Origin of the sequence: Peribacillus sp. NPDC097197, assembly GCF_050278025.1 — a bacterium.
In the GTDB taxonomy this organism is placed as follows: domain Bacteria; phylum Bacillota; class Bacilli; order Bacillales; family DSM-1321; genus Peribacillus.
The window spans coordinates 224803-239759 of record NZ_JBNNST010000001.1; the positions used below are offsets into that span (position 1 = coordinate 224803).

At 36.8% G+C, this 14957-nt stretch carries 7 protein-coding genes and 1 pseudogene; 5 read left to right on the top strand and 3 right to left on the bottom strand.

Annotation, left to right across the window (positions count from 1 at the left end; translation table 11 throughout):
- Positions 1–107 precede the first annotated feature (107 nt).
- Positions 108–2312 (top strand): PA14 domain-containing protein, encoded by a 2205-nt coding sequence (locus ACQKL6_RS01055; protein WP_427650306.1) that lies wholly within the window; start codon positions 108–110, stop codon positions 2310–2312.
- Between the two features lie 36 nt (positions 2313–2348).
- Here the strand turns inward: ACQKL6_RS01055 and ACQKL6_RS01060 are convergent, their stop codons facing one another.
- The 3 genes from ACQKL6_RS01060 to tagD all read right to left on the bottom strand — a co-directional run bounded on the left by ACQKL6_RS01060 (position 2349) and on the right by tagD (position 5739).
- On the bottom strand, positions 2349–4073 hold the full coding sequence (locus ACQKL6_RS01060) for a transglycosylase SLT domain-containing protein (protein WP_427650308.1): 1725 nt from the start codon (positions 4071–4073) through the stop codon (positions 2349–2351).
- Positions 4074–4178: 105 nt separating this feature from the next.
- Entirely contained in the window at positions 4179–5348 is a 1170-nt protein-coding gene (locus ACQKL6_RS01065) for a CDP-glycerol glycerophosphotransferase family protein (protein ID WP_402954701.1), read from the bottom strand.
- On the bottom strand, positions 5341–5739 hold the full coding sequence (gene tagD, locus ACQKL6_RS01070; RefSeq protein WP_402954698.1) for a glycerol-3-phosphate cytidylyltransferase: 399 nt from the start codon (positions 5737–5739) through the stop codon (positions 5341–5343). The genes ACQKL6_RS01065 and tagD overlap by 8 nt, the downstream gene beginning before the upstream one ends.
- A gap of 389 nt (positions 5740–6128) precedes the next feature.
- Here tagD and ACQKL6_RS01075 point away from each other — a divergent pair, with 389 nt between their 5' ends.
- The 4 genes and pseudogenes from ACQKL6_RS01075 to ACQKL6_RS01090 form a co-directional block, all read left to right on the top strand.
- A complete protein-coding gene (locus tag ACQKL6_RS01075) occupies positions 6129–8285 on the top strand; it encodes a CDP-glycerol glycerophosphotransferase family protein (RefSeq protein WP_427650310.1) in 2157 nt (718 codons plus the stop codon).
- A gap of 347 nt (positions 8286–8632) precedes the next feature.
- Positions 8633–11962 carry a CDP-glycerol glycerophosphotransferase family protein gene (locus tag ACQKL6_RS01080; protein ID WP_427650312.1) on the top strand — a complete coding sequence of 1110 codons (3330 nt, stop codon included), beginning with the start codon at positions 8633–8635 and terminating at the stop codon, positions 11960–11962.
- A gap of 74 nt (positions 11963–12036) precedes the next feature.
- Positions 12037–13575 (top strand): glycosyltransferase family 2 protein, encoded by a 1539-nt coding sequence (locus ACQKL6_RS01085; protein WP_427650314.1) that lies wholly within the window; start codon positions 12037–12039, stop codon positions 13573–13575.
- A 177-nt stretch (positions 13576–13752) separates the two neighbouring features.
- A pseudogene (locus ACQKL6_RS01090) lies at positions 13753–14955 on the top strand (CDP-glycerol glycerophosphotransferase family protein); the annotation flags it as partial.
- Between the last annotated feature and the right edge of the window lie 2 nt (positions 14956–14957).

Sequence of the window (14957 nt, forward strand, 5' to 3'; positions counted from 1 at the left end):
TAAAATTACTCATTTTTCTTAACAATTTATGTATATATACGATATTATTAACAGTATATCGATAAAATTGGACTAGGAGTGAGTTAATTATCAAAACAAAGTGGTTAATGGTTGGCGTAGTTACCTTAGGATTGGTGTTATTTTCAAGCGGAGGATTTTCAGGGACGACTGCTGAGGCGAGCAGTGGTAAATGGAGCGTAACGTATTATCCGAAACTTAACTTCAAAGGAACCGCCGTCAAGAAGACGGTAAGTGATATCAATTTTGCCTGGGGCACTAAATCCCCGGCAGCAAAGATTCCGGTCAATAAATTTTCCGCTAAGTTGACGAAAACGCTTACGGTCAAAGAGGGCGCGAAATACCGTATTTCCGGAAAAGCGAATGACGGTGTAAGAGTCTATGTAAATGGTAAGAAGAAAGTAGACTATTGGAAAGATGGGTCTCATTCATTTAAGAAGGACCTTATGTTGGCAAAGGGAGATCATAAGGTGGAAGTGCAATATTATGATCAAAAGGGCAATGCCTACTTGAATGCCGACGTTGAAAAGGTACCGGAGACCATCCCAACAGACAAATGGACAGGCTTGTTTTTCCCAAGTTCTAACTTCACGGGAACGCCAGTAAGTACCACGGCTAGCAATCTGAAATTTTCTTGGGGTTCAAAAGCCCCGGTTGATAAAATAGCAAAAGGTACATATTCGGCTATCTATCAAAAGAAAGTGGTCGTGAAAAAAGATACGAAATACGTGTTAATGGGGAAAGCGAACGATGGCGTCCGCATTTATGTGGATGGCGTAAGGAAAGTAAACGAGTGGAAGGATGGCACGCGTAACTTCGAAAAGAACCTCACGTTGAAAAAAGGGACTCATACGATAAAAGTAGAATACTATAATAAAAGTGGAAGTGCGCAATTACAAGTCGATCTTAAGGAATCGGAAAAGGTTACACCGTTAGAAAGATGGGCAGTGACCTTATATGGTAACCAGGATTTGACGGGGAACAAGGTCTATCAAAGTGCCGCTACATTGGACTATGATTGGGGCACGAAAAAGCCAGCCACTGGAATCCCGACCAATCATTTTTCAGCGATATTCGAGAAACGGACAAAGCTGACAAGCTCGGGTACGTATATCTTATCAGGCGGTGCTAATGATGGGATACGGGTATATGTAGATGGAACGAAAAAAGTAGATCAATGGAAAAATGGAACACATCCTTTTAACATAGAGATGAAATTGGATGCAGGCATTCATGTCATCAAAGTGGAGTACTATGACAATACGGGGTTTGCTAAAGTTGAGGTGGATTTAAAAGAGAAATCGAATATCACCAGGGCAGCAAAGACCGGGTATAATGTGACCTTGGATTCCGCCCTGTCGAAGCAAATGTCGACTAACCCGCAAACTGATAAAAAATATGAAGCTTTCATCCCTGCAAGCAGTGTGAAACTTGCTTCGACGAAGACGAGCGGGACAACGAAGGAAAAGGTAAACATCATTACAACGGACTCAAGGAAATTAGGTTCGTTATCGAAGAACGCGAAGGTGACGATCCAAGATAATAAAACGATCGATAAGAAGAAGTATTATAAAATTACAACTGGTTGGGTTAGTGCTTCCAAAGCTGATACGAAGTATTATATGGATCCGAGTAACTTTACGAAATCGGATACGTCCTATTATCAATTTGCTAAACTATCAATGTTCTCCGCACTGAATGAAAGTGAAATCAATCAAAAAATCCTCCATGATAAGGGGATCTTGAAAGATCAAGCAAGTTCATTCTTAGAGGCTGGGTTCAAGTATGGCGTGAACGAAATCTATCTTATTTCCCATGCTAATCTTGAAACGGGAAGAGGGTCCTCAAGGCTGGCTAAGGGAATCAAAGTGAAAACGAAAAAAGACAGCAAAGGCAACATCGTTTATGCAGCCAATAAGGAAAAAGAGATAGTTGTATTGGCGGATGATGCGAAGGATTATGAAGCCAAGGTTTACAATATGTACGGAATCGGTGCCTATGATAGCTGCGCTTTGGAGTGCGGTGCAAGAAGGGCGTTCAATGAAGGCTGGACAACCCCAAGCAAGGCTATCGTGGAAGGTGCGCAATTCGCAGCGGAAAACTATATTTATGCCGGTCAGGATACGCTTTATAAAATGAGATGGAATCCAGATCAGTTGGTGGAGAAAGGGTATGCCACCCATCAATATGCCAGTGATATTGGCTGGGCCGTTAAACAGACCAAAAATTATGTAGAGCTTTATTCTCTACTCAATAGTTATACGGTCGTGTATGATGTTCCGAGTTATAAATAAACGAAAAAAAGGTACCCGATCGGTACCTTTTTTTCGTTATTGAACATTGGAAGAGGCGATATACCAAATTGTTTTCGAACCTGATACTTGGATCTTGTACCAATTGAACAAGTTGGCGGCATTATTGTCTTCGATGGAGCTTTCTACAATCTTGAATGTCGTTCCCTTTTTAAATGTTTGCTTTTTGGAACTGGTTGTCGAAGGCTCATTTCTAAATAGCGTATCCTTCTTTAACGTGAATGAGGCTCCTTTTTTATGGAGCTGAGTGGATTTTGTTTGTTTAGGTGTTTGATAAGACAGCTTATTTTGGAAATTCAGGATGCTGTCGCTAACCTTGATATCCACATCATCTTTGGTGAAGATATAAGGATTTACAAAGGCTTGTTGATTAATCAAATGATAGACCTTTGCCTGATAAGGAGCCTTTGCAGCCGGGTGGTTCCGTTCGGATAGACCGTTATAGGCCATGATGGCAAAGTACCAGTTTTCAAGAATGTCTGTTTTATAGTGATTGACCTTAGGCAATACAGGTCTCTTCACATTGGCATAGTCCCACTTTTTTAGTAGGATCTCTACGCCGGCCTGAATATTATACTCCGTATCATACTTTACTTTATCCCAATCATAGCTTTTGTCTTCTTTGGATTGGGGCGTGATCTGCATGATTCCGTACCCACCATCCGAACTTGTGAACACGTCGCCGGCATTCGTGAATTGGTGCCACTTTCCATTCTCCGTTTTGGCAATGGCTTTAACAACCTCAGGTGGAATGTTCTTTTCGATTGCCTTCTTCGTTAGCAAGGCTTTTAATTCTTTCGTGCTTAGAAACACGTCGGACATGATGGTCGTTAGTTTTTGCTCCAATAAGTTTCTTTCAGAAGGAAGAGCTTTTATCTTTTTCATAATGGAATCACGAATTTGTGGGACCTTTGCATCTGACTTTCCCCGAGAGATAAGGCCATCTACCTTATCGTAGTCAGATTGAAGGGCAACCCATTCGCCAAGTTGATCTTTCTTTGAGAATTCCTTCTTGGCAAGGTCGTTCTGTATTGCGCTGAATTCCTTCTTCAGTTGTGCCTTTTGTTTTGTGTTGGAAATCGTATCGATATATAGAATGACCTTTTTATAATATGGCAGGATCTTTAGGCTAGTGGCATTCATATTTTTCTTGGTATCGTTAATGGCCTGTTTCACGGTCGAAACCGTTTTTAAATTCCTCTTATGCTTTTCGACAGGCTTGATATACAGTGATTTCATTTTTTCTTTTGTTTTGGTTCCTTTTACCTGAGTGACCTTAATGGATTGCTTATCAAAGGTGGCTATAAGGGAAAGGTATGCCGTATGAGCGGATTGCGTGTAGGGCCCGGTTTTCAAAGCCTTTTCTAGTTTCATCCGTTTTTTGTCTATTTCTTTCCCGGCTTTAACAGCGGCGATATAAACCTTTCCAGTGTCCACTTTTGTCTTCACTTTCTTGAGACGATTGTTATACTTTGTTTTCGCCTTGCCGTTGGATAGCTTATTGACTTCCTTTAGAGCTGTCGCATACTTGGTGTTTGCCGATTTATATTCTTTCTCAGGCAGGTTTTTCCCGGTCGCTTTACCAGGGAGATAACTCAACGTATATAAAGTGGACGCTGCCTTTTCCGCATTGGCGACTGCGGTCTCTGTTTTGGAAACGGCATGCGTTGAACTTGGCTGTAGAATGGCAATGAAGAGAAAAAGGGTACAGAGGGTAAGGAAAAGTTTTTTAGCTTGTATCAAGAAATGAAACCTCCTAGTAAAATAGTCTACGTTACTAGTATTCTACCAGAAAATATATGAATTTACATAAAAAACCACCCTTGTATTTGGGGTGGTTGAAATAGTCTATTTTTTAGGAAAAAGGAAGTCGACCAGATTTTTGCTCGAATCCCCGTTTGAATACTGATTCCATTTTTGCTTGAAGGGTTCGACTTTTTCTAACTGGTAATCAGCTGTACGAATTTTCTCGAGAAGTTCTTCTGTTGTTGTGACGATGGGCCCTGGCATCGAAGATTTGTAGTCTTCCCAGAACCCACGCTCTTCTTCGTATTCTTGCAAGTCATAGGCAAAGAAGATCATGGGCTTTTGTAAAATGGAAAACTCAAATGGAATCGATGAGTAGTCCGTTATGAGAAGGTCTGTGCTTACAAGAAGCTCGTTCACGTGAAAATCGCCGGTAACGGGATACACGAATCCAGGAAACTGATGCATGACATCATGTTCAGCTGTTACAGCTGGATGAAGCTTGAGTAGTACCGCATAGTTCTCATTTTGTAGTTCTCTGTAGAGCAAATCTAAATCGAGCGCTACTTTTCCCGAGTTTAAGTCGGCATTCCGAAAAGTGGGAGCATACAAGATGATTTTCTTATTCTCAAGTTCGGGATATTTGGTCAACAGTGCCCGTCTTGCATCCTGCTTTGCACTTTCATTAAAAAAGAAGTCGGTACGCGGAATTCCTGTTCTGAGTATATGGGAATCCGGCAACTGAAAACTTTCCTGATAAATCCCGGCCATTTTATCTGAACCGGTCGTGACATAATCGAATTGTTGATAGACGCTTAAAAATCGTTTTCTGGCCCTGGATGAACGATCGACAATCGAAGGGTCCATGGCGCCGAATTTCTTGACGGCACCAGCCGCATGCCAGACTTGCACAAGGCTTACGGGCTTTTTGAATGTTACCGTCGAGAGAAAACCAAAATAGTTATCCATAATGATCCATTTGGATGTGGCCAGGTGATAAATGGATCGGATTAAGGCAATGATATTCTTGGTCTCAAACGGAAGGACGATGGTTGTCCCATCGTCCTTTACTTGTATATGGCTGCCTGCCTTCGTTAGAATCACTTTTTGGGAAGAAATGTTTTGCTTGTCCATTTCATCTTTAATGTACTGGCAGTTATCTCCGAATGTAGTGACGAAAGTTGTTTTATTTCTTAATGGGAATAGCTTGAAAAGTGAGAAAAGAACTTTGAAGCCTAATAAATAAATCTCGATCGCAATTTCCCTAGCCATTTGTAACTTTTAAAAGGTCATCTTTGATTTGTGAAGTGGATATTCCAATGGTTCTTGGCAGGTATACGACTTCACAAACTTCAGCTAATTCATCGAATTTGCCTTTCCAATCATCGCCCATGACAAAAACATCTACACCTTCACGAATGATATCTTCTCTTTTTTGTTCCCAAGTATTTTCCGGAATGACTTCATCTACGTATCGTATGGATTCAAGAATCATTTTCCTGTTTTCAAAGCTATGGTAGGACTTTTTATCTTTTAATGCGTTAAATTCATCCGTGGAAATAGCAACGATTAAATAATCTCCTAAATCTTTAGCGCGTTTAAGTAGATTAATATGTCCCCAATGAAGTAAATCAAAGGTTCCGTAAGTTATAACTTTTTTCATGATTTTCTCCTCCTGTACTTGTGAATTTATATATTTAGCAGAAATCTGAATGGTCAAATAGTAAGGAATCAATAGTAAAGCACTATTCTTAAACTTTTTAGATAGTAAGCAGTACACCTAATTATACCTTATTAAATTTACAATTGAACCACAAAATTTTTACAATCTTGTTGAAGATATAACATATCTAATCAACTTGGATATAATTTTACATTTTTTTCTGACGTAATTCAAAAATTTCTATTTCTAAGTTATGATGGTATTACTTGAAAAGTGGATTTTAAGTATTTCTTAAGTGGAAGAATTACGGGGACTGCTTCGTTGAACTTCGTGTTTTTATAATAGTCGCAATATTCTTTATATTAGTTCGGGAGGAGAAAAGATTACGGATGCAGAATAGTTTACTAAAAAATAGAAAGATAATTAGTGTGCGCTTAGATAAAGATGTTTATTGCATTGAAGTGGTCATTAAGCAGACGTACTTGGAAGGTGTGGAAGATTTCTTTTTTGTTATAACGAATAGATATAATGAAGATAATCGTATGTACTTGGATTTTGTGAAAAAGGATCAACTGAATGACTTTGATTTGTTTGAAATAATGGTGCCATTCAGTTCAGATATAGAGAAGCTCGTTGAAGGCGAAATATGGGACCTTCATATTTTAAGGATATTAGATAATAACGAGGTTAAGTCTAGAATTAAAAGCAAAGGGCACGAGTTAAATCTGTATTCCATTGTACAAGAAGACCTAGAAAAAGTGGTTTATCCTTATACTACTAAAAAGGGGAATTTTTCTTTTTGTGCGAGTGATTATAAACTATTTTCTATGTTCGATGAATTACATGTAAAAAAGGATGGAACTATTCAATTTTCTGGTTATTTTAATTATCCACCATTATTTCAAATAAACGGTTATGAGTTTGGTCAGATGACGCTGCTCGTTAAGGATAATTTAACGGAAAATGAAAGGATGGTTCCTTTAAAAAGCGTAAATCGCGCTGAACAGGGCAAAAAGTATATCGGAAGTAAATTACCCGAAAATATAGGTTTTCAAGGTGAAGTTAATCTCCTGGAGGAATTAGAGTTAGAACAAGTTAAGCACTTTTCGTTTTACATGGTGCTTGATTATAAAATCAATGGTGTTCAGAAACAGCTGTTGAGTTTAAGAATGAAATGCAATTCGGTTCAAGGTCTTCCTGTTAGATATATTTTAAAGGTGAAGGACAAAAAGGTACAGCTGCGAATTAAATCGACAAAAGTCTCAGAGTACTTATCTCTTTCCGTTTCCCGTTATAACCTCAAAGCTGAGGTTGTTCAAGGGATTAAAAAGAGATGGGTGAAAATTCGTAGAAGCAAGCGGCTTATAAGCTGGTATAAAGCTGCTTTCACAGTTATCGGGATGTTGGTGCCAACCAATAAGAAGCTGGTGGTATTCGAGAGTTACCACGGAAAGCAATATAGTGATAGTCCAAGGGCTATTTACGAATATATGAAGGAACATTGTCTGGATTATAAGCTGATTTGGAGTGTGAACCGTGCTTCTATGAACTATTTTGCTCAAAAAGACGTCGAGTATGTTAGACGATTTTCAATACGTTGGCTTCTAATTATGACGAGGGCGAAATATTGGGTGAATAACGTTCGGTTTCCGATATGGCTTCCAAAGCCAAAGCACACGATTTACGTGCAAACATGGCACGGTACGCCACTTAAACGCCTAGCTATGGACATGGACGCAGTACATATGCCTGGAACAAATACCAGTAAATATAAAGCGAACTTCTTAAAAGAGGCAGGTAAATGGGATTACTTAGTGTCACCAAATACCTATTCAACGGAAATTTTCCAACGGGCGTTTCAATTTAATAAGGACGTGATTGAATCAGGTTATCCGCGTAATGACTTCCTGAAGAACTCTAATAACGAAGAAACAATAAATGATCTTAAAAGGAAATTCAATCTGCCACTTGATAAAAAAATTATTTTGTATGCCCCTACGTGGAGAGATAATCAGTTTTACAGGAAAGGGAAATACAGATTCAATCTAGAGTTGGATTTAATGCGAATGCGTGAAGAGCTGGGCGACTCCTATATTACTATTATGCGTATGCATTATTTAGTGAGCCAAAATATGGACCTTACTGAATTTGAAGGCTTTGCGTATGACTTTTCCCACTTAGAAGATATTCGAGAATTGTATGTAATATCGGATATCCTTATAACTGATTATTCATCTGTATTCTTTGATTATGCAAACCTAAGAAGACCGATAATCTTCTTTACATATGATCTTGAAGATTACCGTGATAACTTAAGGGGATTTTATTTTGATTTTGAAGAAAAGGCACCGGGCCTTCTGACAAAAACGACAGAAGAGCTTATTGCCGGTGTGAAAGATATTCAAAGTAGGCAATTTAAGGTAAGTGAACGATTTGAAGAATTTTATGAGAAGTTTTGTTATCTTGAATGTGGACAATCAACTAAACGTGTCGTAGAGGCATTTGTGCAAACGGAGAAAGTGACCATGGATGTGGAACGTGAATGACCCCGCTGTTTTGACAGCGGGTCTTTTTAATTTGAAAACAATGTCCTTTCGGTGGATTATTATATAGTACGTGTTTTGGTGATACTTTCTGATTTCTACTTTAGTATGTACAAATTTTATTGAGTAATTACTTTAAATGTCTGTCTTAGTGATTTACATTATATAATGTACTCTTCTGCATAGAGTTAATTACTTAGAAGGCAAAAGACATATCTTAAATGAGGATCCGCCTGGCTAATTGGACCTTATTATCATCAACATTGAGAAAAATATGAAAAAAGTTTATGATTTTAAAGTATATATTTTAAAATAGTTCTTTTTAAATAATAAATTATAGGTGGTTCGCCATGATAAACAAGCTTTTTAGAATAGGGAAAGCAAGAAAATCTCCTAAAATTAAATTAAAACAAAGTCTGACCATTACTCAAGATAAAGATTTTGTATTGATCAAAGGGAAGTTCTCTAAAGAATATTATTGTGCAAAAGAACTTTGGCTTTTTTCTAGAGAAGATGAAGAAAAAAAAGTAAAAATAGCTGAAACTGTTATTTCATCTGACTTTAACTTTGAATTGAACCTGAAACATTTAATCCAAAGTATACAAGAGGATGAACCAGCTGTTTATGACTGTTATATAAAGGTCACCGTTCCTGTTGAACTGATTGGAGAAAAGACATTATTCAAAGTGCAGCATGGGGCCGACTGTGTAGAAGTTGATGGGCATTTAAATATTGAATATCTTATTCGACTTGGCCGTTTCCAGGAGACGAACATTGGTCAATTAGATTTTTATAACGATAAAGATAGACAATGTATATTCTCTATAACTAAAAAAGGGAATTTGTCTCTTTATATGAATGTCACACCTAATACTTCGATAAAATCTCAAATTGAAAAAATAATCAATAAACCAAAAATGATGCTTATCGATGGTCAAATCTTCACTAGACATTCAAAAATTTTATCTGGAGAAGGTGTAATCAAAGGACGACAAAGCGATCAAGAGTATAAGGCAGATATTTCTTTTATATATAACCAAGAAATGAATATAAAGAAGTTTGGTCTGAATCGCTATATATATAATATTAAATTAGATCTGGAACAAATAGTAAGTGAATCCTTAGAAGATGATGTATATGATATTTATATGAGGCTGCAGTTACATGATCAGGAAGAACCGAAGCTGGTCCGTATTGGGAGACCAACGACTCGAGCTAAATTATTTACTAAACAGACCAACGTTAGTAGAAATCGTACCGTTGCGATTATCAATCCGTACTATACGTTTAAAGCTTCCAATCTGTCTTTAGAAGTGTTTAACTTCCCGAAAGATACGTATGAATATCTAAGAAGGAAAATGGGATGGAGAAGATTCCTGAATGTATTTAAAAAGAAGAAAGATGTCTGGCTGATTGGTGAAAGAATTTATAAAGCACAGGATACAGGATATCATTTCTTTAAATATATGAGAGAGAATCATCCGGATAAAGCAGTTTATTATGTGATTGAAGAAGGCTCTGTTGAAGCTAAGAACGTAGAGCCACTTGGAAATGTACTCTACTTCAAATCCAAGGAACATATTAAAAAGACATTGGAATCGACACGTGTTATTTCTTCACATCATCCAGATTATTTATACCCTCTAAGAACGTCTACCTTTAAAAAGCGGGTTAAGTCGATTAAAGTCTTTCTTCAACATGGTGTAATGGGCACAAAAAATATGGTGGCTAATTACGGGAAGAACTCAACATCTGGTTTCAAAACGGATATTTTTCTAGTGAGTTCAGATTTTGAAAAGAATATGATTGTTACAGATTTTGGCTACAATGAAAAAGAAGTGTTTGCTACGGGTTTATCTAGGTTTGATTCCCTTTTTAATAATGATGTTTCAGTAAAACGACAACTGTTGATTATTCCAACTTGGAGAGATTGGATTACATCCGATGAAATCTTTTTGGAAAGCGAGTATTTTGAGCGTTATCAGGAATTAGTAAATCATCCGTTTTTACATGCTCTTTCTAAGAATTTCGGCTTTGAAATCATATTTTGCTTGCACCCCAATATGCAGAAATTCACTTCTTATTTTAAAGATGCTCCAGTAAGGGTGATTAGTCAGGGAGAAGTGGACGTTCAAAGGTTGATTAAGGAAAGCTCGATTATGATAACGGATTATTCTAGTGTGGCCTTCGACTTTAGCTTCCTGCATAAGCCAGTGATTTACTATCAATTTGATAGAGATCGTTTCATCGGGAGAAGACCATCGCATTTGGATTTAGATAACGATCTTCCGGGTGAAATCAGTAATGAATTGGATGAACTGCTTGCTATACTTGATAAGTATGCCAAAAATGATTTTACAATGGAGAATAAGTACATTGACAGAGCCAATCGCTTTATTAAATATCGTGATGTTCATGCTAGTGAGAGAATCTTTGAAGTCATTCAAAATGTAGGCAAAGATGAAAAGACGGCAGTGAAAATTTACAATCATCCGGTTATCAAGCTCTTAATGAATCGTTTTAGAAAGAGTAAATATTACTTCCCTGTTATGAAGAAAGTATATAAAATCATGTCTAAAGTCATTCCAGTTGATCAAAATCTTATTCTTTTTGAAAGTGGAATCGGGAAGCAATATTCCGATAGTCCTAAGTACATTTTTGAAGAACTAGTGAAAAGGGATAATAACTATAAAAAGGTTTGGGTTTACAACAGTAATTTACCTGTGAAGGATAAGAATACTATACGGATAAAACGTTTAAGTCCGGAATATTATTATTACTTAGCGAAAGCAGGCTATTGGGTAAATAATCAAAACTTCCCTACGTATTTAAGTAAAAGGAAAGAAACTACTTATATACAGACATGGCACGGTACACCTTTGAAAAAAATGCAATTCGACATTGAAAATATTCAAGGTAGAGATGATGGATATTTAAATCGAGTGCACAGTGCAACAAAGACATGGGATTACTTAGTGTCACCAAGCTCGTATGCCTCTAATGCCTTCAGGAGTGCATTCCGTTATGAAGGAGAAATATTAGAAACTGGCTACCCGAGGAATGATCTGTTTTATAGAGAAGACGTTTCAACGATTGCTAATGTTGTAACAGATAGATTGAAGTTACCGAAAGGGAAAAAGGTTATCCTGTATGCTCCTACTTTCCGGGATAATCAAACCTCAAAAAATAATAAATTTACATTTGATTTAAATTTAGATTTAGAGAAAATGAAAGAAGCACTTGGAGATGAATATGTTCTATTACTAAGAATGCACGTAGTGATTAGTAACAAGCTCAAAATTCCAGAAGGGTATGAAGATTTTGTTATAAATGTGTCCAAGTATTCAGACATACAGGAACTTTACCTAATTAGTGATATATTGATAACTGACTATTCATCAGTCATGTTTGACTTTGCTAATACGGCTCGTCCAATTTTGTATTACACCTATGATCTTGAAGATTACAGAGATAATATCCGTGGATTCTATATCGACTTTGAAGGTGAAGCACCAGGGCCATTCCTTAAAACGACTGAGGATATTATTGAATCCATTACCAATATTGATGAAATCAATAGGCAATATGAAACAAGATATAGTTTATTTAGAGAAAAGTATTGTGGAATAGAAGATGGACAGGCAGCGAAAAGAATCGTTGATAAATTCTTTGATAATTGATTCCTTAAAAGGGTATATAGTACAAAAGCTGTTTTATTGAAATATGTACTTTAGACTTAAAAGGAGTGTATCGAATGAATTTTTTGGTGCGTCAAAAAGCGAGGGAACTTCTAAAGAGCGGTAATTTTCTTATAAAAAATAATCCTTCAAGCTTAAGAAATAAATTTTTAGGAAAAGTTAGAAAAGTTACTGTAGTTACTGCTGCTTATAATGCCGAAAAATTCATAAGAAAAACGATTGATTCAGTAGTAAATCAATCCATAGGTATAGATCAGATCGAATATATCATTATTGATGATTGTTCGACAGATGGGACTAATAAAATCATTCAAGAGTATACAGCTAAGTATAAAAATATCTGTTCAGTTACCCTACAAGAAAATAATGGGTCACCTGGTACCCCCAGAAACATTGGAATAGAATTGGGGACATCCAAATATATAACTTTTTTAGACGCGGATGACTGGCTTGCTCATGATGGATTGGAAACCCTCTATAACATCCTCGAAGAAACAGGCGATGATTATGTAGTGGGGAAAACGGTAAAAGTCGAATCTAAGTCAGAGAGTGTTATAGGTGAGTTTGCTTCCATTAAAGAAAGAAGAAGTATTACCCCAATGGATGTTTCACACTTTTTTTATCATATGGGTCCAACGGCTAGAATGATGAAACTGCCTATGGTTAAAGAAAATGAAATTGGTTTTCCTAATTTGAAATTTGGTGAAGATAAATGGTTTTTTACGGATGTTTTCTTTAAAGTGAGAGCAGTATCAACTACTAAAAAACCTATTTATTATGTCAATAGAACTTCTGAGAACCCATCGTCCTTAACACGTGCTACGAATGTGTTAGATAAAAGAAAAGCGGATCTAGAGGTAATAAGATATATTCAATCCAAGGATATTGCCAATGAATTGAAAAAGGCGGCTCTTAACCGGATTTATGAGTACGATATTGTTAAAACGTTCGATAGTCAAACTTTTGTGAAATCTAAGCATAAAAATGATTTTATAGAAATATTAAGGGAAGCTGTCGAAACAACGAAAACTCTGTCATATGACTTTAAGAATGAATTTAAAGAACCTATTTATAAATGTGCCATTGATTTATTTATGGAGGATCGTATTGATGATTTCGTAAAGTTATTTGAATGGTTAAAACGAGATTCCAATAAAAAATATCATATTATAGATGGTTTACCTTATTATGAACTTCCATTTCTGAAAGATGATTATCGCTACGTAAGGATACCGATGCTAGCTCGTGCAATAGATTCCTTTGTTATGGATAATGTCTATCATCAGAGTTTTGAGATCTATGGTGATGATCTAGATAACATAGACTCTGTATTGATACGTGATAGAAAAAGAATTGACAATGAAATCAATTGTGAAGTCCAAATAGAAGATAATAGAGGTCATTTCACTGTTTCTTTAGATAAAATTGATCGAATGGAAAAGTCATTATTTGCAGTATTCATTCGCTATAATGATTATCAATTGGTGAATATTAAAAGGATCCTGAAAAATAAGATGATCTATAATAATAAAAATGTGGAGTTTTATACAACAGTGGCAAATAATTTAGGACTAGCAATAAAGTCTTTGGAGTAGCTGTTACGTGTACACGGAAATAAGCTCTCCCTGATATGGGCGAGCTTATTTTTAGTTTTGAATATTTTAAAGAAGTAGGTTCTATTCTCTGGGTTAAAGCATTCAATCACCACCACTACTACTACTCAATAAACAGGGAGAAAAGATATGTCAATTGAAAAACCGAAAACGCCGAATAAACCTTCCTTGCTATCCATATTGAAAAAAAGTTTGAAAGCCATCTTTTTTAGAGCATATAAAATGGCATTCAGCATGGCAGGGAAAGTGTTGCCCGTCAATCAAAAGCTTGTTGTTTTTGAAAGCTTTTTAGGAAAACAATACAGTTGTAATCCACGTGCGATATATGAATACTTGCAGAGTAACCATCCTGAATATAAAATGTATTGGAGTGTCGACAAAAGGTATACGGCGCTGTTTGAAGAGGCGGGCATTCCACACCTCAAACGATTTTCGGTAGGGTGGTTGCTTAAGATGACGCGTGCCCATTATTGGGTGACGAATAGTAGGATGCCGCTATGGATTCCAAAGCCAAAGCACACCGTATATTTGCAAACCTGGCATGGTACACCATTGAAGAAACTTGCGTCAGATATGAAGGAAGTCCATATGCCTGGGACGACGACGGAGAGCTATAAAGAGAATTTCCATGCTGAATCAAGCAAATGGGATTATCTGATTTCTCCGAATGCCTATTCCAGCGAGATTTTTGCGCGCGCTTTTAATGTCGACCCCTCTAAAATTCTGGAAACCGGTTATCCACGCAATGATTTACTGTATAATGGGAATAATCGTGTTACAATCGACTCATTGAAACAGAAAATAGGGGTACCGGTGGAGAAAAAGGTCATTTTATATGCCCCCACTTGGAGAGACGATGAGTTTTATAGCAAAGGAAAATATAAGTTTGAAATAAAGCTGGATTTGGATCAAATGAGACAGGAATTAGGGGATGAGTATGTCATTTTACTCCGTCTTCATTATTTGATTTCCGAGAACTTGGATTTGTCGGCTTATCAAGGCTTTGCTTACGATGCATCGAGTTATGAGGATATTAGCCATTTGTATCTCATTTCAGATTTATTAATAACGGATTATTCATCGGTTTTCTTTGATTACGCAAATTTACAGCGACCGATGTTGTTCTATGTATATGATATTGAAAAATACAGGGACAAGCTTCGCGGGTTTTATTTCGATTTTGAAGGGACCGCACCAGGTCCGTTAGTAAGGTCGTCGGATGCTGTCATTGAAAGCATCAAGGCGATGGAATTGGAGAAGCCCGTAGAGTTGGATCAGTTCCATGAGAAGTTTTGTGCACTCGAGGATGGTCAGGCTTCACGCCGTATCGTAGAAAAAGTGTTTTTAGGAAGGTCTGTGTAATA

Bases quoted from the DNA above. Each gene is read 5' to 3' on its own strand.
- ACQKL6_RS01055 (WP_427650306.1), top strand. From the start codon at position 108: ATGGTTGGCGTAGTTACCTTAGGATTGGTGTTATTTTCAAGCGGAGGA.
- ACQKL6_RS01065 (WP_402954701.1), bottom strand. From the start codon at position 5,348: ATGGCTAGGGAAATTGCGATCGAGATTTATTTATTAGGCTTCAAAGTT.
- tagD (WP_402954698.1), bottom strand. From the start codon at position 5,739: ATGAAAAAAGTTATAACTTACGGAACCTTTGATTTACTTCATTGGGGA.
- ACQKL6_RS01075 (WP_427650310.1), top strand. From the start codon at position 6,129: ATGCAGAATAGTTTACTAAAAAATAGAAAGATAATTAGTGTGCGCTTA.
- ACQKL6_RS01080 (WP_427650312.1), top strand. From the start codon at position 8,633: ATGATAAACAAGCTTTTTAGAATAGGGAAAGCAAGAAAATCTCCTAAA.
- ACQKL6_RS01085 (WP_427650314.1), top strand. From the start codon at position 12,037: ATGAATTTTTTGGTGCGTCAAAAAGCGAGGGAACTTCTAAAGAGCGGT.